This window comes from Streptomyces sp. NPDC033221, assembly GCF_055577005.1.
The window spans coordinates 1-19020 of the sequence record NZ_JBVIQN010000010.1; the positions used below are offsets into that span (position 1 = coordinate 1).

23 protein-coding genes and 1 tRNA gene are annotated in these 19020 nt (G+C 73.3%); 5 read left to right on the forward strand and 19 right to left on the reverse strand.

Annotated elements, in window-relative coordinates; translation table 11 throughout:
• Positions 1-385 precede the first annotated feature (385 nt).
• Positions 386-691, reverse strand: coding sequence for a helix-turn-helix domain-containing protein (locus ACZ53K_RS15265; protein WP_468835962.1), 306 nt, complete (start codon positions 689-691; stop codon positions 386-388).
• 66 nt (positions 692-757) lie between these two features.
• On the opposite strand from ACZ53K_RS15265, the gene map reads away from it, so the two are divergent.
• The gene (gene map / locus ACZ53K_RS15270; RefSeq protein ID WP_468835964.1) at positions 758-1540 is read left to right on the forward strand and encodes a type I methionyl aminopeptidase; all 783 of its coding nucleotides are present in this window, start codon (positions 758-760) and stop codon (positions 1538-1540) included.
• An 87-nt stretch (positions 1541-1627) separates the two neighbouring features.
• Here map and ACZ53K_RS15275 read toward each other — a convergent pair.
• From ACZ53K_RS15275 to ACZ53K_RS15290, 4 genes are all read right to left on the reverse strand, one after another.
• A tRNA-Ser gene (locus tag ACZ53K_RS15275) sits at positions 1628-1714 on the reverse strand.
• 102 nt (positions 1715-1816) lie between these two features.
• Positions 1817-2350 (reverse strand): tRNA adenosine(34) deaminase TadA, encoded by a 534-nt coding sequence (gene tadA / locus ACZ53K_RS15280; protein ID WP_468835966.1) that lies wholly within the window; start codon positions 2348-2350, stop codon positions 1817-1819.
• A 24-nt stretch (positions 2351-2374) separates the two neighbouring features.
• A complete protein-coding gene (locus ACZ53K_RS15285) occupies positions 2375-2917 on the reverse strand; it encodes a tRNA adenosine deaminase-associated protein (protein ID WP_468835969.1) in 543 nt (180 codons plus the stop codon).
• A gap of 199 nt (positions 2918-3116) precedes the next feature.
• Positions 3117-3404 (reverse strand): hypothetical protein, encoded by a 288-nt coding sequence (locus ACZ53K_RS15290; protein WP_468835972.1) that lies wholly within the window; start codon positions 3402-3404, stop codon positions 3117-3119.
• 285 nt (positions 3405-3689) lie between these two features.
• On the opposite strand from ACZ53K_RS15290, the gene upp reads away from it, so the two are divergent.
• Positions 3690-4325 carry a uracil phosphoribosyltransferase gene (gene upp / locus ACZ53K_RS15295; RefSeq protein ID WP_360125044.1) on the forward strand — a complete coding sequence of 212 codons (636 nt, stop codon included), beginning with the start codon at positions 3690-3692 and terminating at the stop codon, positions 4323-4325.
• Positions 4326-4422: 97 nt separating this feature from the next.
• On the opposite strand, the gene ACZ53K_RS15300 is transcribed toward upp, so the two are convergent.
• The 11 genes from ACZ53K_RS15300 to ACZ53K_RS15350 form a co-directional block, all read right to left on the reverse strand.
• A complete protein-coding gene (locus ACZ53K_RS15300) occupies positions 4423-5076 on the reverse strand; it encodes a LytR C-terminal domain-containing protein (RefSeq protein ID WP_468835976.1) in 654 nt (217 codons plus the stop codon).
• Positions 5077-5291: 215 nt separating this feature from the next.
• Positions 5292-5588: a type II toxin-antitoxin system VapB family antitoxin gene (locus ACZ53K_RS15305; protein WP_003986294.1), complete on the reverse strand. Its 297-nt coding sequence runs from the start codon at positions 5586-5588 to the stop codon at positions 5292-5294.
• Between the two features lie 418 nt (positions 5589-6006).
• Entirely contained in the window at positions 6007-6636 is a 630-nt protein-coding gene (locus ACZ53K_RS15310; RefSeq protein WP_468835980.1) for a hypothetical protein, read from the reverse strand.
• Entirely contained in the window at positions 6633-7319 is a 687-nt protein-coding gene (locus ACZ53K_RS15315; RefSeq protein ID WP_468835982.1) for an RNA polymerase sigma factor, read from the reverse strand. Before ACZ53K_RS15315 ends, ACZ53K_RS15310 begins: the two co-directional genes overlap by 4 nt.
• Before the next feature lie 32 nt (positions 7320-7351).
• Complete coding sequence (locus tag ACZ53K_RS15320) at positions 7352-7927, reverse strand: LAETG motif-containing sortase-dependent surface protein (protein WP_468835985.1); 576 nt, start codon at positions 7925-7927, stop codon at positions 7352-7354.
• A 156-nt stretch (positions 7928-8083) separates the two neighbouring features.
• The gene (locus ACZ53K_RS15325) at positions 8084-8383 is read right to left on the reverse strand and encodes a hypothetical protein (RefSeq protein ID WP_468835987.1); all 300 of its coding nucleotides are present in this window, start codon (positions 8381-8383) and stop codon (positions 8084-8086) included.
• 132 nt (positions 8384-8515) lie between these two features.
• On the reverse strand, positions 8516-8911 hold the full coding sequence (locus tag ACZ53K_RS15330; RefSeq protein WP_468835990.1) for a Fur family transcriptional regulator: 396 nt from the start codon (positions 8909-8911) through the stop codon (positions 8516-8518).
• Positions 8896-10146, reverse strand: coding sequence for a GTP-binding protein (locus ACZ53K_RS15335; RefSeq protein WP_468836516.1), 1251 nt, complete (start codon positions 10144-10146; stop codon positions 8896-8898). Before ACZ53K_RS15335 ends, ACZ53K_RS15330 begins: the two co-directional genes overlap by 16 nt.
• 18 nt (positions 10147-10164) lie before the next feature.
• Positions 10165-10335, reverse strand: coding sequence for a 50S ribosomal protein L32 (gene rpmF, locus ACZ53K_RS15340; RefSeq protein WP_468835992.1), 171 nt, complete (start codon positions 10333-10335; stop codon positions 10165-10167).
• 143 nt (positions 10336-10478) lie between these two features.
• A complete protein-coding gene (locus ACZ53K_RS15345) occupies positions 10479-11864 on the reverse strand; it encodes a hypothetical protein (RefSeq protein ID WP_468835995.1) in 1386 nt (461 codons plus the stop codon).
• A gap of 73 nt (positions 11865-11937) precedes the next feature.
• The gene (locus tag ACZ53K_RS15350; protein ID WP_468835997.1) at positions 11938-12690 is read right to left on the reverse strand and encodes a hypothetical protein; all 753 of its coding nucleotides are present in this window, start codon (positions 12688-12690) and stop codon (positions 11938-11940) included.
• A 315-nt stretch (positions 12691-13005) separates the two neighbouring features.
• On the opposite strand from ACZ53K_RS15350, the gene ACZ53K_RS15355 reads away from it, so the two are divergent.
• From ACZ53K_RS15355 to ACZ53K_RS15365, 3 genes are read left to right on the forward strand one after another with little or no spacing between them, the layout of a single operon-like run.
• Positions 13006-13923: a phosphotransferase gene (locus ACZ53K_RS15355; protein ID WP_468835999.1), complete on the forward strand. Its 918-nt coding sequence runs from the start codon at positions 13006-13008 to the stop codon at positions 13921-13923.
• Positions 13920-15356: an amidase gene (locus tag ACZ53K_RS15360; RefSeq protein ID WP_468836002.1), complete on the forward strand. Its 1437-nt coding sequence runs from the start codon at positions 13920-13922 to the stop codon at positions 15354-15356. The genes ACZ53K_RS15355 and ACZ53K_RS15360 overlap by 4 nt, the downstream gene beginning before the upstream one ends.
• Before the next feature lie 38 nt (positions 15357-15394).
• Positions 15395-15622, forward strand: coding sequence for a hypothetical protein (locus tag ACZ53K_RS15365; RefSeq protein ID WP_468836004.1), 228 nt, complete (start codon positions 15395-15397; stop codon positions 15620-15622).
• A 60-nt stretch (positions 15623-15682) separates the two neighbouring features.
• Here the strand turns inward: ACZ53K_RS15365 and ACZ53K_RS15370 are convergent, their stop codons facing one another.
• The 3 genes from ACZ53K_RS15370 to ACZ53K_RS15380 all read right to left on the reverse strand — a co-directional run bounded on the left by ACZ53K_RS15370 (position 15683) and on the right by ACZ53K_RS15380 (position 19007).
• The gene (locus tag ACZ53K_RS15370) at positions 15683-16234 is read right to left on the reverse strand and encodes a pyridoxamine 5'-phosphate oxidase family protein (protein WP_468836006.1); all 552 of its coding nucleotides are present in this window, start codon (positions 16232-16234) and stop codon (positions 15683-15685) included.
• A 2-nt stretch (positions 16235-16236) separates the two neighbouring features.
• Positions 16237-17679 carry a purine-cytosine permease family protein gene (locus ACZ53K_RS15375; protein ID WP_468836009.1) on the reverse strand — a complete coding sequence of 481 codons (1443 nt, stop codon included), beginning with the start codon at positions 17677-17679 and terminating at the stop codon, positions 16237-16239.
• 257 nt (positions 17680-17936) lie between these two features.
• Positions 17937-19007: an ROK family protein gene (locus tag ACZ53K_RS15380; protein WP_468836011.1), complete on the reverse strand. Its 1071-nt coding sequence runs from the start codon at positions 19005-19007 to the stop codon at positions 17937-17939.
• Between the last annotated feature and the right edge of the window lie 13 nt (positions 19008-19020).

Here is a 19020-nt window from a genome sequence, read left to right on the forward strand (position 1 = left end):
CACCTCCCTGACCCTGAAGTGGCCCTGGGGCCCCCTCACCCACCAGGACGGCGCCACCCACCCCGCCACCTTCGTCAACCCCATCGGCTGACCCCGCCCGACCTCAGCACCTCAGCCCACTCCCACACGGGGCGCCCTACGAGGCGCCCCGTCTCCATGCGGGAGTCCGTCGCCTCCCGTTGGGCGACCCACAGGAGGTGCCGTGGCCCAGGGGCCGCGACGACGCCCACATATCGGGATCACCGGCGAACCATGCTTCGGCGACCCGCCCGGACTTCACCGCGCGCACCCAGAAGTGCCGTCTCGTCCCGATCAGGCCGCCATGGCCGAGGCTCGCGGTCTTCTCAGCCGGATGCGTCTCGTGCAGCTGCCCCCGAATACGGCGTTACGAAACCAGCGACGGGTGCCGTGTGACAGGCGGGGCCGGCTGGTCCTCGACGGTTCGTTCCGTCCGGCTCATCTCGGCCCAGACGGTGTCGAGAGAGAGGCCGAGGGTGTCGGCGATCGCTGCGATCGTCGGGAAGGCGGGGGTGGCCACCCGGCCGGATTCGATCTTCCGCAGAGTTTCCGGCGAGATGTGCGAAGCGAGCGCCACATCCAGCATCGAGCGGCAGCCCCGGGCTCGGCGGAGCAGGGCGCCGAGGCGCTGTCCGCGTTCTACCTCGGCGGGGGTGAGCGGCAACCTGACCATGGCCCCCATTCTAATACCGGTATAGTCAGACCGGTATAGTTATTGGACATGCACGAGAGGTCTCCCATGATCGAGATTCTGAACTCCGCGCGGCTTGAGCGGGCGAGGGGCGTCGGCGCCCTGGTCGGAGACATCCTGCACACGCTGAAGCAGCGCAGCACGGTCGGGACGAACCTGCTGGACATCGACCAGTGGGCGAAGGAAATGATCACCGAGGCGGGAGCGCAGTCCTGCTACGTCGACTACGCGCCTTCCTTCGGGCGCGGCCCGTTCGGCCACTACATCTGCACGGCCGTCAACGACGGAGTGCTCCATGGGCGGCCGCATCACTACACGCTGGCGGACGGGGACCTGCTGACGCTCGACCTCGCCATAGCCAAGGGCGGGGTGGCCGCGGACGCCGCGATCAGCTTCCTGGTGGGCAAGGCCAGGCCGGCGGAGAGCGTCGCGATGATCGAGACGACCGAACGCGCGCTCGCCGCCGGCATCGCCGCCGCCAAGCCCGGGGCGCGCATCGGCGACCTCTCCCACGCCATCGGCACGGTCCTCAGCAAGGCGGGCTACCCGATCAACACCGAGTACGGAGGCCACGGCATAGGCTCGACCATGCACCAGGACCCACACGTCGCGAACACCGGACGTCCCGGCCGCGGATACAAACTGCGCCCCGGACTGCTGCTCGCCCTGGAGCCCTGGGTCATGGCCGACACCGCCACACTCGTCACCGACGCCGACGGCTGGACGCTGCGCAGCGCGACGGGCTGCCGGACCGCGCACAGCGAGCACACCATCGCCATCACCGACGAGGGAGCCGAAATTCTCACCCTGCCCACGCAGGCGCGGCCGTAGGGGGCAGGGGGTGGCTCGCGTGCTGCACATGCACCACGCAAAACACCCCCCTGACCACGTTTCCGCAGATCAGAGGGGTGTTACAAGCGGTAGCGGTGGGATTTGAACCCACGGAGAGGTTGCCCCCTCACGCGCTTTCGAGGCGCGCTCCTTCGGCCGCTCGGACACGCTACCGAGAGGAACTCTAGCCCACGGGGGCCCGTACGCCGAAATCGGTATCCGGTGGCGGGGCCGGAAGCGGTGTCCGGCAGTGGTATACGGGGGGGCGGGTGGGGGTCAGCGGGTGCGGAAGAAGGTGGTGAGGAGGGTGGCGCAGGGGTCGGGCAGGACGTCGGTGATCACTTCGGGGCGGTGGTTGAGGCGGCGGTCGCGTACGACGTCCCAGAGGGAGCCGGCGGCGCCTGCCTTCTCGTCGGCCGCTCCATAGACGACGCGGTCCAGGCGGGACAGCACGATGGCGCCCGCGCACATCGTGCACGGCTCCAGGGTGACGACGAGCGTGCAGCCGGTGAGCCGCCAGTCGCCCGCCCGTCGTCCGTCGTTCCGGGGAGATCCGCTCAGGGTGCGGGCGGCCTCGCGGATGGCGAGGATCTCGGCGTGGGCGGTGGGGTCGCCGGTGGCCTCGCGTTCGTTGTGGCCGGTGCCGATGACCGTGCCGTCCGGGGACAGCACGACGGCGCCCACCGGGACGTCGCCGGTCCCGGGGGCGCGGGCAGCCTCGTCCAGCGCCCGTCGCATCGCCGCGGTCCAGGGGTCGCGCAGCGGGTCGGGCGCCGGGGTGGGGAGGGGGTCGGGCAAGGAGGCGGTCATGCCTCCCAGTGTCCGTGACGGGGGTTACCTCACGGCCTCCAGGACGTCCGTGCAGCCGAGGGCGTCGGCGATCTCGGACAGCGCGTCGGCGTCGAGCGTGAGCAGCTCCTTGTCGCCGATGCCCAGGTCGGCCAGCAGGCCCGGGTCGCCGAGCGGGCCGGGCGGCGGCGCGGGGGCGTCGGAGGCCGTCGCCGTCTCCTCGCCCTCGCCTTCACCGTCCGCCGGGTCGGGTTCGCCGTCCTCCGTACCGTCCAGGTCGAGGCTGTCGAGGTCGTCGGTGCCGTCCTCGTCGCGGCCGAGCAGTTCGTCGGTGAGCATCGCACCGTACGAGCTGCGGGCAGCGGCGGCGGCGTTCGAGATGAAGATCCGCGGATCGTCCTCGCCGTCCACACGGACGACGCCGAACCACGTGCCTTCCTGCTCGATGTATGCCACCACCGTGTCGTCGTCGACCGAGGCCTCACGGGCCAGGTCGGCCAGATCGGTCAGGGTCTCCACATTGTCGAGCTCCGTGTCGCTCGCTTCCCACCCGTCTTCGGTGCGCGCGAGCAGTGCGGCGAAGTACACCGTGACTCTCCCACTGGTCATAGGCGTGCCGGGCCGGACGGGGCGGCGCCTCGGCGCCGCAGGTCCCCGCCCATCGGAATCGTGGCAGAAACAACGCGATTGCGCGGGGTCTTCGGCGTTGCGTCGTGCGGCCGTTCCGAGAGATGTGGGTCACGTCTTGAGGGGCGAGAGGTTCTGATGGTGCGGAAGTGACGTTCGGCTACCAGCGGAACGTGCGCATTCTCATGGCCTGCCGCATCCGTGCCGCCCGGGCGCGGCGCGGCTGGACGCGGTCGCGCAGCTCCTTGGCCTCGCTGAGATCACGCAGGAACTGGGCGCGCCGACGTCGGCGCGCCGCGTCGTTCTCACCGCCGGTGGCGCCTTCGTCGGGGTGGGGGGAGGGGGTGGGTTGTCCCGCGGAGGCTTTCGGCGGTTCCGTGGGCGTTGCCGTGGCCGGTTCCGTGGGCGTTGCTGTGCCCGGTCCCGTCGGTTCCGCGGTGGGGCGCACGGGCCTGGGGCCGGCGCCCCTGCTGGTCCGGCGCCGGCTCGCGTTCCCGCTGCCGCTCCCGCCGCGGCCGGTTCCGGTACCGTTTCCGCTCCCATTCCCGTCGGGCACGCCGTACACCGCCTTGGGACGAGGTCCATGCCCGGCGCCGGTGCGACGGACCGGGCGTTTGTGCCCACTTTCCCCCGGACCGGTGGTCCGATGCCAACGGGGGCGGAATCGTTTCCCGGCCCGCGCGGCACCGACGGGCGGGCACCGGCGCCCGAGACCTCGGCTACTGTCGATGTCATGCGGATCCACGTCGTCGACCACCCGCTGGTGGCGCACAAACTCACTACCCTGCGCGACAAGCGCACCGACTCCCCGACCTTCCGGCGTCTCGCCGACGAGCTGGTCACCCTGCTCGCGTACGAGGCCACCCGCGATGTGCGGACCGAGCAGGTCGACATCGACACCCCGGTGACGGCGACCACCGGAGTGCGGCTGTCCCACCCCCGCCCGCTGGTCGTGCCGATCCTGCGCGCCGGGCTGGGGATGCTGGACGGCATGGTCCGGCTGCTGCCCACGGCCGAGGTCGGCTTCATGGGCATGGTCCGCAACGAGGAGACGTACGAGGCCCACACGTACGCCACGCGGATGCCGGACGACCTCTCGGGCCGCCAGGTCTACGTGGTCGACCCGATGCTGGCCACCGGCGGCACCCTGGTCGCGGCGATCCGGGAACTGATCGACCGTGGCGCGGACGACGTCACCGCGATCTGCCTGCTGGCGGCGCCCGAGGGCGTCGAGGTGATGGAGCGCGAGCTGGCCGGCGCGCCGGTGACGGTCGTCACGGCGGCCGTGGACGAGTGCCTGAACCCCGACCGCTACATCGTCCCCGGCCTGGGTGACGCGGGCGACCGGATGTACGGCACGGCCGGCTGAGGACGGTTGAAGGCCGCGAGCCGGAGGCGGTGAGCCGAAGGGCGTAGCGACAGGGCAGGACGGCGCAGGGGCGGGACGGGGGCCCGGCCCTGGCGGGTCACTTGGGGCAGTGCGGGTCCGTCCTGGACGGTGCCGTCAGCGCGGTGAGCGACTTCTGGGCGGCGGCCGGCTCGGCCAAGGCCTTGAACGTGTCGCCGATGATCAGGTCGACGTCGCCCGTCTTACGGGTGTCGGTCTTCGGCTCCGCGCCGTCGAGCTGCGTGCCCAGGACCTTCTGGGCGCCCTCGGACGTCTTCTGCGCGCCCAGCAGTATGCCGGTGCCCTTGACCTTCTTGTCGTAGGCGGGCGGGGCGTTGCCCACCTTGCCGACCTTGAAGCCGCGCTTCTTCAGCTCGTCGGCGGTCGACTTGGCGAGCCCGCCGCGCGCCGTCGCGTTGAGGACGTTGACGGTGACGTCGGCGGGCTCGGGCAGTGGCTTGCCCGTACCGGAGGCCAGGGCGCCGGCCTGCTTCGTGCCGCCCTTGCCGGGGCACTTCTTCTTGTCCTGTGCGGCCTGGGCCGTACCGCCCTTGCCGCCGAAGACGTCGATGAGCTGCAACGTGCCCCAGCCGGCCAGGGCGAGGGCGACGACGGCGGCGGTGATCAACAGGGTGATCCGCCGGCGGTGACGGGGGCGGCGCATCCGTGGATATCTGTCGCCCGTGATGCGGTACTTCTTACCGCCCATGCCAGGGGGCGTCAGCATGCTCATATCCGCAGCGTAGTGCGGGGCCGGTCCCATGCCTACTAAATGATCAACGCGTGGCGCGAGACCCCACCCGAAAGGGCCAATATGGTCCGCCGATCAGGGGGATGGGCCGTGTCGGGCGGGCTCAGCCGGTCATGCCGGGTGGGCGCGGTCGGTCGCGCCGGGGTGGGCTCGGCCGGTCGTGCCGAGGTGCCTAGGGGGCGGCTCGCTGAGGGGTGTCAGCCCAGTTCCAGGACGCGGGCGTGCAGCACCTGCCGCTGCTGGAGGGCCGCGCGTACGGCGCGGTGCAGCCCGTCTTCCAGGTAGAGGTCGCCCTGCCACTTCACGACGTGCGCGAAGAGGTCGCCGTAGAAGGTGGAGTCCTCGGCGAGCAGCGTCTCCAGGTCGAGCTGCTGCTTGGTCGTCACCAACTGGTCAAGGCGTACCGGGCGAGGGGCAACATCCGCCCACTGGCGGGTGCTTTCCCGGCCGTGGTCCGGGTACGGCCGCCCATTTCCGATGCGCTTGAAGATCACACGGAAAGCCTACCGGGCCACTGGCGCCGGGCGCAGCCATGCGGTCGGAGTGCGAAGACGGCAAAGAGGGGCATTTCCGGAGCGAGATGCGGCGGAGCCGAATGAGGAGGCGGGGTGGGGAGGGTGCTGCGCGTCCCGCCCGGCCACGGTGGGGGAAGGGTTGCCGCGTTCGCTGAAAGGCGGCAGCCGCCGCGGAAATGTGACGCGACGTGCTCCCGAGGACGGCCGGAAATGAGCGTTCGGCGGGTCGGGGTGGACGGAGCGGGCGCTCGGGGCGGGGCGTAAAGAGAGCCGAATTCCGCAAAGTCCGTGAAGCGTGGGGTGTGGGGGAATTCGACACGATCGGAGTACCGCCCGTCGCGCCGGGCGGCCGCGGGCCGGGGTGGGTGGTAGGTGGGAGGAGCCCCCCGGGCCGGACTCAGCGGCCGGCTGCGGAGGGCAGCGACGCCGTCCGGCCCGGCAGTGGCGTCCTGGGCGTCGCCGCCGAGCGGTCCGCCTCGTCCGGAGGCGGCGCGGATGACGCCCGCCGGTGCGCGCCCGTGGGCGGGGTGTTCCCGGGCGACCCGCTGGGGCGCGTACTCGGGGCGGGCGTGACGGGTTCCGCGGCGGAGCCTGGCGATACGTCGGGCCGGGGGTCGGGAGACGGCGACCGCTCGGAGTTGGCGGGAGGCGGGGGAACGGGCGTGGGCGAGCCGGATGACTCGGACGATCCGGATGAGTCGGACGACCCGGAGGGGGGCGACGGGGAGGGAACGGAACGGCTCGGTACGGGGCTGGGCGTGGAGGCGGGCGCGGGGCGCGACGGGGTGTCGGGGGTGAGGGCCAGGTACCCCACCGCGGCGGCGGCCACCGTGGCCGCCGCGGCCAGGGGCAGGGCGATCCACCGCAGCCGCCGGCCGAGGAACGGGCCGCGGCGCAGGTGCGGCCCCGGGGGCGCGGCGGGCCGCAGGTCACGGAGGCCGATCTGCCCGGTACGGGCCGCGAAGGCGTTCCGCAGCCGGGCCTCGACGGGGCGGGTCTCCCCGTCCCCGGGTCCGTGGTGTGTCATGACCGCGCCTCCAGCATCTTTTCCAGGGAGTCCAGCGCGCGGCTGGCGATGGACTTCACCGCACCGCGGCTGATGCCGAGCGTGGCCGCGATCTGCGCTTCGGTCAGCTCGCCCCAGTACCGCAGGACGAGGACCTCGCGGCGGCGGGCGGTCAGGCGGCCGAGGGCGGCGAGGACCTCGCGGTGCTCCTCGTCGAGGACGACGCGTTCCTCGGCGGAGGGGGCGTCCAGCTCGTACGGGGGTGTGTAGTCGCGGGCCGTGCGCCGGCGCCGCAGCACCGAGCGGGCCGCGTTGACGACGGCGGTACGCAGGTACGCGAGGGCGTTGTCGACCTCGTCGAGCCGCTCACCGTGGCGCTTGTAGAGGGCCGCGAACGCGTCCTGGACGACGTCCTCGGCCGTGGCCCGGTCGTCCACCAGCAGCACCGCCAGCCGCACCATGGACAGCCGGTGGGCGTGGTAGAGGGCGGTGATGCTCGGGCTCGGGCTGGGGCCGGTGCCAGGGCCGGGGCCGGCTTCGGGGTCGGTGCCGGGGCTGTGAGCGGAGTGGCTGTGAGCCGGGTGGCCGCTTCGGTACGCGTTCCGCGGCGTCGCGGCGCGTTGCAGCAATTGGCACAGGGCGCGCCAAGGCCCCGGTACGGCGGGCCGTACCGGGGCGGGAGACGCGGCGGCGGTGAACTCCATCGGTTCCTCGGCCGTCGGGCGTTCGAGGTGGCTCAGTTGGCGCCGTTACGGCGGCGGGCGGCGTACACGGCACCGCCGCCCCCGGCGATCAGCAGGGCGGCGCCGGCGCCCAGCGCCACGGTGGTGGCCGTGGAGGCGCCCGTCTCGGCGAGTTCGTCCTTGCCGGACGGGGCGGCGGGCGCGGGCTTCGCCCGGGAGTCGCCCGGCGCCCCGGAGGCCTCGGCGCTGCCCGAGCCCTCGCTCGGCGCCGCGCTGGGAGCGGCACTCGGTGCGGCACTGGGCGCGGCGCTCGGGCGCGAGGCGGAAGAGCGCGGGGCGGCGGCCTCGGGGGCCGGCTTGGGGGCGGCGGCGCCCGCTTCCCGCGGTGCGGGGTCGGCCGGGCTCGCGGGGTTGGCCGGGCTCGCGTTCGTGGCGCGCTCCTCGGCGTGCGCCGTACCGACACCGGTCAGGGAGAGCGCGGGCAGGGCGACCGCCACCAGCAGCCCGGCGGTCACGGCACTCCGTACCCGGCTGCGGGCTCCGCGCCCGGCGCTGCCGGAGAGCGCGTACGGGCTGGTGGGCGGGCGGTGCGGGAGGGACGAGGCGGAGGTGCGGCGAGAGTCGTTCACGGTGGCTGCTCCACGATCGGCGGGACGGCGCCGGATGGCGCCCTCACCCGTCACGACGTGCGGGAGCGGCCGGGGTTGCCGGTGAGGCGGAAGTTTCTTCGGCAGCGGGTCGCGACCGGCTGCGGGGCCCGCTGGGCGCGTCTCGGCGTCTCCCGCTCAGTGATCGTCCCAGTGGTCCTCGTGCGCGGCATGCCGGTGGCCGTCGTGGACGAAGTCGACATGGGTCCCGTGCGGTACGGCGACGTGGCCGCAGCCGGGGCGGTGGTCGTGGTCGTGGCCCTCGTGGACGGTGTGGCCGTCGGGCTCGCACTCGTCGGCGTGGTCCCCGTGCGGGCGGTGGAGGTGGCCGTCGTGCACATAGTCGACGTGGTCGCCGTGCGGTACGGACACGTGGCCGCAGCCGGTGCCGTGCTCGTGGGTGTGGTTCGGGTGCGGCGCGTGGGTGGTGGCCGTCATGGCAGGAACCTTCTTTCCTTCCTCGCCGTGGATGCTCGCCGTGGATGCGCGTCCCCTCTTCCGAGTCTCCCGCGTTCCGGCGCCTGGCGCATCGCAGTACGGGCCCGCCGGGCCGCCATGGGCCCGGCGGGGCTACGCGCACAGCCCGGTGCAGCGGGCGCAGATGCCGCTGAGTTCCACGGTGTGCTCGACGGCGCTGAAGCCGCTCTCCGCGCCGACCCGCTCCGCCCAGCGCTCCACCACGTCGGAGTCGAGCGGGCGGCTGCGGCCGCAGCGGCGGCAGATCAGGTAGTGGCGGTGGCCGTCGGCGGGCCGCGGCCGGTAGAGGCGTTCCCCCGCCTCGTCCCGTACGACGTCCACCTGTCCGGACCGCTCCAGCTCGCGCAGGGTGCGGTAGACGGTGGACAGGCCCACGGGGACGTCGGCGGTGACCAGGCGTACGTGCAACTCCTGCGCCGAGACGAAGTCCTGGCATCCGGTGAGGACGCGCAGGACGGAGGCGCGCTGTCGGGTCAGCCGCCCGCCCATGCCGGTTCGTCCTCGTGCTCACAGGTGTCGTCCGCTGTGTAGGTGGCCCAGGCCGGGAACGGGTCGGTGCCGTACGCCTCCCCCAGCGTCTCGGCGTCCGTGACGAGACAGCGTTCCAGGGCGGCGTGCAGGGCCTCGGCCCGCAGGCCGGTCCCGATGAAGACCAGTTCCTGGATGTCCTCGGGGCGGCCGTCCGGCTCGTCCCCAGGACGGCCGTCCCCGGTCGCGGCGTGGGCTCGGGCGGCCCCCGACGCCTCAGCGGATCCCGCGGCCCCCGACGGCTCGAAGCGGGCGACCGACCCCGCCTGCGACCACAAGCCGGTCACCCGCGGCCGCCCGGCGAGGCGGAAGAACCCCTTGGAGCGCAGGATCTTCCCGTACGCCCCGCTGTCCATGCCCTCCGTGACGAACTGCCAGAGCCGGCCGGGGTGGAAGGGGCGCGCCGCGCGGAAGACCGTGCTGGAGATGCCGTACTCCTCGGTCTCCGGTACGTGGTCGCCGTTCAGCTCCATGACCCAGCCGGGCGCCTGCTGGGCGCGCTCCAGGTCGAAGCGGCCGGTGCCGAGGATGTCGGCGGGCGCCACCCGGCCGTGCCGGGCGGTAATGACCCGGGCCGCCGGGTTCAGCCGGGCCAGAGTGGCCCGCAGGCGCGCGGACCGGTCCTCGTCCACCAGGTCGAGCTTGTTGACGACGATGACGTCGGCGAACTCGACCTGGTCCATGAGCAGGTCGCTGACGGTCCGTTCGTCGTCCTCGTACGGGGCGAGGCCGCGCTCGGTGAGGCCGTCGCCGCCCGCCAGTTCGGCGTGGAAGCCGGCGGCGTCGACGACGGTGACCATGGTGTCCAGCCGGGCCAGGTCGCCCAGTGTCGCGCCGTCGTTGCGCGGGAACGCGAAGGTGGCGGCCACCGGCATCGGCTCGGAGATGCCGGTGGACTCGATGAGCAGGTAGTCGAAGCGGTTCTCGCGCGCCAGCCGGTCGACTTCTTCGAGGAGGTCGTCGCGCAGGGTGCAGCAGATGCACCCGTTGGTCATCTCGACCAGCCGTTCCTCGGTGCGGGACAGGGCCGCGTCGCCGCCGCGGACGAGCGCGGCGTCGATGTTGACCTCGCTCATGTCGTTGACGATCACCGCGACGCGCAGGCCCGCCCGGTTGTGCAGGACGTGGTTGAGCAGCGTGGTCTTGCCCGCGCCGAGGAATCCGGAGAGCACGGTGACGGGCAGGGGCCCGGCCATGGGCGGTGCCATCGGCGGTCAGTCCTCCGGGCGGATCAGGCCGCGCTGGTACGCCTTCACCAGGCGGCGCGGGACCTGGTACACGGAACCGTCGACGGTCACCGGGACCAGGGCGGGCGTACGGGCCTTCCACTGGGCGCGGCGGTGGCGGGTGTTGCTGCGGGACATCTTCCGCTTGGGAACGGCCATGATCCGGAAACCTCTCCTGGGGCGCGGGGCAGGACACCGGCGCTGACGGGCGCGCGGGACGCCGGGCGGGCGTACGCGAGCACGTGCCGGTGCCGATGGCGCGGTGCCGGACGAGGCTATATGAAAATGGGTCCCATTTCTAATTAGGGTCGACGGCGTCCCGGACCGGGTGGCTGCGTGCCGGGGAGGGCGGCTATCTCGTCGTCCAGCTCGGGGCATGGGATGACGTGCCCGCAGCCGAAGCTCTTGTAGGCCGCCGGACGGCTTGGGCGCCCCGTGTTGTTGGCGTGGCATATCTCGCGGCGTCGGCACTGCGCGCAGTACAGGCTGGCGACGAACGGCGACAGGGCGACCGGGCCCGCGGGGCTGAGCGCGTACACCGTGTCGTGGGAGACCGGGGTCGGGCAGGGGAAAGCCAGCCGGTCGAAGTCCGGGTGGTCGCCCATCAGATGGTCCGCCACCACCTCGTACGTACCGCTGCGGCGTTGGTAGTCGCACGAGGCCGTGAGCAGCCACGGCAGTCCGTTGAGGAACTGGGCGCGCATCAGGGCCCGTTCGAGGGTGATCTGGTGCTCGGCGACGCGCAGGGCGGCCTCCTCCTGTGTCCGTGGCTTGTCGCCATGCCGGGTGCGGTTGCGTTCGCCCTTGAGGCGGTCGAGCAACTGGACGAGCCCGGGGTCGTCCGGCCGGGCGGCCATGTCGGACTCGTCCCGCAGGACTTCCGCGAGGCCGGGAATCACGTCCGTGTGTTCCCGCACGACCCGGCACAGTTGGTGGAGCCACACCGTCCAGGTGCCGAAGGTGGTGCCCCCGCCGGAGGCGAGGGCGGTGCGCAGGTGTGCGAGGTTGCGCACGCCGATGCCGTGCGCCGCGAGCAGCCCCGCCGCGGTGACGGCGACGGTGGCGGCCAGCGTCTCGCCGGCTTCGAGCAGCGCCTCGTGCCGGTCCTTGTGTGTATGTGCCCGCTGCATCTCGTGAACGGTCCGGGCCACGGGGTGCGGAAGGGTGCGGCGGGCGGTGGCCAGGGGGTCCGGGGCGGGTGGGTACGCGGTCTCGGGCCGGGCGGGTTCGCGGGGCGGGGCGGCGGCCCGGGGTGGGCCGGATTCCCGGAGGGGTGAGGGCTGCGGTGGCGGGGGTGTGCCTGGGGGTGGAGCGGTGCGTGGGGGTGGGGGTGTGCCCAGGGGGGGAGCGGTGTGTGGGGTTGGGGTGTAGGCGGCCGACTGTGTCGGCCGGGGGTGGTGGCTGCGGCGCTGCCAGCGGCGGAAGGCGAGCCTGATCCAGGCGGGCAGCGCCCCGAAGAGGACGGTGGCGACGAGCATCGCGAGCGTCACGTTCAGCCAGCGGGGGAGGCCGGTCGTCTGCTCGGGGCCCGCGGCGAGTCCGAGGGCCTCCAGGGAGGCGAGGGCGACGGTGAACCAGAACGCCCAGTCCCGGTGCAGCGGCACGTCGTACAACCGCAGCACGACGTTGCGCCGCCGCGGCGACGGCTGCGGCGGCCCCGGTGGCGCAAAGCTGGTGGCCCTCCTCATGCGCCCATAGTGCCGTGTGGTGTGGCTCACAACCACCCCTGTGGATAAGCCGGATCGCCGCCGTGGGTGCGCCCTAGCGATCGGGGCTCTCGTACGCAGGGCTCCCGTACCCCGGCCGCCCATAGCCCGGGCTGGCGTACTCCGGCCCCGCGTACTCGGGGGACGAGTAGCCGGGGCGGGTGCGGGTGGTCGACGGGGGTGTCGTCGCGCCGGTGCGTGACTGTTCTTCGCGGATACGGTCCAGCAGGAACGGGAGGATGCCGCGTTCCAGCAGGGCGAGTTGCCAGGCCGCGCGGGCCTGTGCCGTCTCGGACTCCGGGGTGGTGTCGGGTGCGGGGGTGGTCGAGCGGTTGCGGGCCGCCGTCACCAGCATCCAGGCCAGGCCGATCACGGTCGCCGCCGCCGCGATGCCCGCGGCGAGCCAGCCCGCGTACACCAGTTCGTCGGCGAACTCCCGGTGGAAGCCGACGAGCCGCATCCCGAAGCCGATCAGGAGGAAGAGGACCGCGGCCACCGCGCCGAGACTCGGTACGAGGACGGCGAGGGCGGGCAGCAGGCCGCCGCCGGAGTCCGCGGCCGTAAGCGAATCCGGGTCCGTGTGGCCGTCGTCCGCGGAGCGCAGCCGGGCGTACGCCTGGTACTCGGGCGCGGCCGCGGCGCAGAGGGTGTCGCGTTCCCGGTGGGCCCGGAGGCGCAGCCGTTCGCGGTCGGTGGCTCCCGGGGAGCGGCGCAGCGCTTCCCTGACCTGCGGGGAGTCGAGCGCCCTGCTGAGGGTGTGCGTGAAGACGGCGTCTTCGTCGGCCCGTAGGGAGTCGGTGCCTGGCATGGGATCCCCCTGGCGGATCGGTGCGCTCCCGCGCAGCGCTGATTAAGTTGCTGGATTGCGCAACTGTACAACTCCGTAGGGTGGCCGCCGCCCCTTCGCTGCCGACTTCCGGCCACCCGGCAGCCCCGCAATCCCCGGATCGGGTGGTTGTTCACGGCCGGGTGAATCGCGTTCCGCGCGACCCGTGCCGGGCCGTGTGTTGACGGGGTGGTCGAACTTTCGACCGGGAGGGCGCCCTCATGGGACCGTGACGGACGGTCCGCGGGCCTCGTTCTGCGAGCACCCGTCCGAACCGGCGTCAACCGAGGAGGAACTGTGCCAACCGTCCCGAACACCATCGGTGCCTGGGCCCGCCGTCGTGTGGGCGGCGAGATCACCGAGGTCCGCGAGGTCTCGTGGCGGCGGGCCGGGGCGCGGGTGTGGGAGCTGACGCGTGCGGACGCGGCCCGGTTCTTCCTCAAGGTGGCTCCGACGCCGGACCGCTACACGCGCGAGACGTACGCGTACCGCCATGCCGTCCCCGCCCTCGGCCACGCACACGCGCCGGTCCTCGTCGACAGCGACCCGGGCCGGCTCGCCCTGCTGCTCACCGCCGTGCCCGGGGCCGCCGTGCCCGGAGCCGGTGCGCCCGCCGACGGGCTGGGCCGGGCCGGCCGTACCGAGCTGTACCGGCAGGCAGGTGGCCTGCTGCGCCGTCTGCACGACGCGTGCGGCCCGGCGGGAGCGGCGGGCCCGGCGGTCGGCGCTGACCGGTGGGCCGCCGGACGGTACGCCGCCGCCGAAGCGCGGGTGGCGGAACTGTCGGCCGCGGGCGCACTCGACGCGGCGGAGCGGCGGCTCATCCTCGACCGCGCCGCGGTGCTCCATCTGCTCCCACCGCTGCCCGCGGGCTTTCTGCACGGCGATGCCGGTGAGCATCACTTTCTGTGGGACGCGGCGGGCCGGCGGCTGGCCCTCGCCGGTTTCGCGCAGGCGCGGCCGGGGTGCGCGGCGGAGGACCTCGTACGGATGGCATACGGCGCGTGGCTGCCCGACCCGGCTCTGCGCGCCGCCTTCCTGCGCGGTTACGGGCGGGAGCTGACGGACGCGGAGCGGTACGTGCTGCCGGCGCTCGCCGCGCTGGACGCCGCGGAGGCCTGGACGTACGGCCTGCGGACGGGCGACGCGGAAGCGGTCGCGCGGGCCCGGGGGGTGGTGGGGGCGCTGATGGACGGTGTTGGGTTGCGGGTATGAGTGGTGACACTGACCTGACGTACGCCGACGCCACCGATCTCGCCGCCCGCATCCGCCGCCGCGAGGTGTCCGCGCGGGAAGTCGTACAGGCCCACCTGGACCGCATCGACAGCGTCAACCCGCAGGTGAACGCGATCGTCACGCTCGACCCCGAAGGGGCGATGGCGGCTGCCACGGCCGCTGACGAGCAGTTGGCGCGCGGCGGGCCGGCGGGGCCGCTGCACGGGCTGCCCATCGCCTTCAAGGACACCCATCTCACCCGGGGGATGCGCACCACGTACGGCTCGCCCCTGCACGCGGACACCGTCCCCGACGAGGACGAGCTGGTCGTGCAGCGTATCCAGGCCGCCGGGGCGATCCGTATCGGGAAGACCAATGTGCCGGAGTTCGGGGCCGGTTCGCACACGTTCAATCCGGTGTTCGGGGTGACCCGCAACCCGTACGACCTCGGCCGTTCGGCGGGCGGCAGCAGTGGCGGGGCGGCGGCTGCCCTGGCCGCCGGGCTGCAGCCGCTCGCCGACGGTTCCGACATGGGCGGCTCGCTGCGCAATCCCGCCTCGTTCTGCAACGTCGTCGGGCTGCGCCCCACGCCCGGCCGGGTGCCGTCGTACCCGGCGTGGAACCCGTGGGACACGCTGACCGTGCCAGGACCGATGGCCCGTACGGTCGCCGATGCCGCGCTGCTGCTGTCGGTGATGGCGGGGCCCGATCCGCGGTGCCCGGTCGGTCTGGAGGCGCCGGGCGCGCCGTTCCGTGAGCCGCTGGAGAGGGACATCGCCGGGCTGCGGGTGGCGTGGACGCCCGATCTGGGCGGCCGGGTGCCGGTCGACTCCTGCGTACGGGAGGTGCTGGAGCCGCAGTTGGAGGTGTTCCGGCGGCTCGGCTGCCGGGTCGAGGAGGATTGCCCGGACCTGGACGAGGCCGAGGACGTTTTCCGTATCCTGCGGGCCCACCACTTCGATCTGGCGCTCGGCGCGGTGCTCGACGCGTCGCCCGACGACCTGAAGCCGAGCCTCGCCTGGAACATCGCGCAGGGGCGCCGCCTGACCGGCCCCGACCTGGCCCGTGCCACGGCCGGCCGCGCGCGGCTGTATCGGCGCACGGTCGACTTCTTCAGCCGCTACGACGTGCTGCTGGCCCCGGTTTCGCAGGTCGTGCCGTTCGACGCGGAGGCGGAGTATCCGGCCATGGTCGACGGGCAGCCGCAGCACACGTACATCGACTGGATGCGTTCGGCCTACTTCGTGTCCGTACTGGGCGCGCCCGCACTGTCCGTACCGGCGGGTTTCACCCCGGGCGGCCTCCCCGTGGGCCTGCAGATCGTCGGCCCGCCGCGCGCGGACCTGGCGGTTCTGCGGGTCGGCGCCGCGTACGAAGGGGCCACGGGACACGGCCGACGGCATCCGGACACCCTTGGCAAGATCGGCTCGTGAGACCGCGTCCGTCACCCCGCGTAGCTACACTCGCACCCATGATCGAGGGGGAGAGCGGGGAGCAGCTCGGCAGCCGGGCCGCCCGCATAGGGGTGGGCGTGGTGAGCGCCCTTCTGGTGGCGGTGCTGGCGCTGTGGTTGGCCTGGTGGATGGACTGGTGGAGCCCGGGCTACGCCTTCCTGGGGACGAAACTGGCGGTCAAGGCCGCCGTGGCCGCGCCGATCGGGCTCGTGGCGTTGCTCGCCTGGCTGCGGAAGTGCCGTTGAGGCAATGTTTGCCGAACTGCCGCTGCGAGGCGTCAGGTTCGGCCTGCTGGGTGGCCCGGCTCACTCCGATGCGTACGTCTTCGCCCATGCCGTGGTGAAGGGGAAGGCGACCCGGTGCGGCACCGCGTTGCCGTGCAGCGGGTGGGGTGCCGAGGTGAGGACCGAGTAGGCGCGGACCGTGGCGCAGTAGAAGCGTTTGGGGGAGTCGCCCTGGAACTCGGCGGGCCCGCGGGCCTTGCGGGCGCGGGTGGCGGGGTCCGGGTAGCGCTGTGCGTAGAAGACCGCGAGGGCGGCCGGCAGGTCCGCGGGGGCGAGCGCGTGTGCGATGCCCTGGCCGTAGAGGGCCTGCGCCTCGGCGTCGGACGTCTGGGAGTTGAAGACCAGGAGGGAGACGGCGGGGTTGGCGGCGATGTTGCGGGAGTGCACCGCGTCCGAGGCGGACCACCAGTAGAAGTGGTCCGCTTCGTCCCATGCGTAGGTGACGGGGACGGCCCAGGGGGTGCCCTCGGGAGTGGCGGTCCCGAGGGTGAGGTAGCGGTTGGTGTGCAGGAGTCGGGCCGCCTCGGTGCGTAAGCCGGGGTTGGCGGAGGCCGCGGGGCCGGTTGCGGGCATGGTCAGGAGCCTTCCTGCGGGAGGGCGGGGGCCGGGGCGGGAGCCGTGGTGGTGCGGACGTCGGGTGCGGTGCGGCGGCGGGCGATGAGCCAGTACGCGACGCTGGGGATCAGCAGGCCCACGGCCCAGGAGAGGTCTATCCCGTTGAGGGCTCCGGCGACCGGGCCGGTGTAGGCGGAGGTGTGCATGAAGGGGACCTCCAGCGCGAAGCTGACGGCGTAGACCAGGACGGCCGGGCCGTTGACGCGTCCGTACACGCCGCCGCCGGGGGCGAAGAAGGACGGTACGTGGTAGTGGCCGCGCCGGATCAGGTAGTAGTCGACGAGGTTGATGGCGGTCCACGGGATCAGCACGTACTGGAGGATCGCCAGGAAGTCGGTGTACGACGCGAGGAAGGTGTCCTGGAAGGCCAGGGCGAGGGTCAGGCCGAGGGCGAGCGGGCCCGCGATCAGCGCCGTACGGGTCAGCCGGCCCGGCAGCCAGCGGTGCCGGAAGGTCTGGACGGCGGTGACCAGGCACAGCGAGGTGCCGTACAGGTTCATGGAGTTGACGTGCACGACGATGACGGCGAAGGAGCACAGGACGACGGCGGACAGGGTGCCGCCGAGGATGGCGTCCAGCCCGGCGATCGCGTCGTCGGCCACCGCCAGGCCCATCACGATGCCGAGGAACATCGGCAGGACGCTGCCCAGGACGCTGCCCCAGTAGGTGAACCACAGGGTGGAGCGGCGGGACGCGGCGTGCGCCGGCATGTAGCGGGTGTAGTCCGAGACGTACGGGGCGTAGGTGATCTGGAGGAGGATGCCGATCGCGGTCATGCCGACGAAGCCGGAGAGGGTGAAGCCGGTGGCGTTCGTGGCGCGTTCCAGGACGCCGGGGGTGGTGAACACCCGTACGGCGCACAGGGTGAGCAGCGCGAGGGTGATGACGGTGGCCCAGCGGCCGACGCGGTGGATCAGGCGGTAACCGACGACCGCGACGACCAGCCCGGCCAGCGCGCACAGCACCAGCCAGCCGGAGGTGTCCACGGCGGGCACCGAACGGTTCAGTGCCTGTCCGGCGATGACCAGGTTGGATGCGAACCAGCCCGCGTACATGAAGACGACGACGAGCGTGACGAGCAGCGAGCCGTGGCTGCCGAACTGGCCGCGGCTCTGGATCATCTGCGGGACGCCGAGCCGGGGGCCCTGGGCCGCGTGCAGGGCCATCAGGAAGCCGCCGAGCAGGTTGCCGAGGGTCACCGCGGCGATGGCGGGCCACAGGCCGAGGCCGAAGACGAGCGGGGCGATGGTGCCGGAGACGATGGTCAGCGGGCTGATGTTGGCGGCGAACCAGACCGCGAACAGGTCGCGCGGGCGGCCGTGCCGTTCGGTCTCCGGTACGGCGTCGATGGTGCGGCCTTCGACGAGGTGGTGTTCCGGGCCGCCGGAGGCGGGGTGCTTCATGGTCGGGCCCCTTTCAGGGGAGGAGAACCCGGCTGGGAAGAGCGAACCCGATTGACGGCCCTCGGAGGCGGTCCGCCGCGCCCACTGCGGTGTACATGCCCGTTTCCCGGGGCCCCGGCGCGCCGCGGGCAGATCCGGTCAGCGGGGGCCGGGCGGCCGGTCAGGGCCGGGTCGGCAGCCGACGAGGGTACGGAGCTGGGGTTCGCCGTGCCCGTGTACGGGCGCTGCCGTGTCCGTTTCCGTCCGGCCGTGGACGGTCATGTCCGTACTCCTTCGTCAGCAGGGATGAGGTCCCAAGCCAGCAGCCCGGCCCCGATCCGGCCCGCGCGTTCACCCAGTTGGGCGAAGACGAGGTCGGGCAGGGCCTGGAAGGCGGCGCGCTCTTCGAGGCCGCGCCGCAGCGGTGCGCGCAGCTGCTCCCCGGCCTGGCCGAGGCCGCCGCCCAGTACCAGGACGGCCGGGTCGAAGAGCGTGATCGCCGCCAGCAGCGTGTGCGCCATCGCGTCGGCCGCCTCGTCCCACACCTGGGCGGCCGCCGGGTCACCGGCCGCCGCGCGCTTCGCCACCTCCTCGGCGCCGGACACGGCGGGCAGCGCGCCGCGCCGCTCGTTGTAGTGGCGCGCCACGGCGACGCCGCCCGCGATGGTGTCCAGGCAGCCGCGCTGGCCGCACGGGCAGGCCTCGCCGTCCGGGCGGGTGACGACGTGCCCGACCTCCGCCGACCGCCAGTGACTGCCCGGGAAGGGCCGTCCGTCGAGGAGCAGCGCCCCGCCCACGCCCGTGCCGACGGGCACGAAGAGGACGACCCGGTGCCCGCGGCCCGCGCCCAGCCGCGCCTCGGCGACGCCGCCGGACCGTACGTCGTGGCCGAGCGCCACCGGCAGGCCCAGGTGCTCGGACGCCAGCCGTCGCAGCGGCAGGTCACGCCACTGGATGGAGGCGGAGAACACGACGGTGCCCGCGTCCTCGTCGACCAGCCCGCACGAGGCGAGGCCGGCCGCGCGCACGTCCTCGCCCGCGTCGCGGGCCGCGGCCAGCGTCTCGGCGGCGTGGCCGAGGACGGTGCGCAGCACGGCGTCGGGGCCGTCCTCGGGGCGGGTCGGGCAGCGGCTCTCGTACCGGACCGTGCCGTCGGCGGCGACCAGCGCGGACTTGACGAGGGTGCCGCCGATGTCGAGGCCGAGCGTGACACCGCCGCGCCCGCCGGGGCCGCCGGATCCGCCGTTCACCCGTCCGGGGCCGGCCGTGGTGTGGTTCGAGCCGGGCAGGGTCAGTACGGCGTCGGCCGCTCCCACCCGCTGGTGGGCGCTCCGGTCCGGTTCCGTCATGGTTCCTCCGATC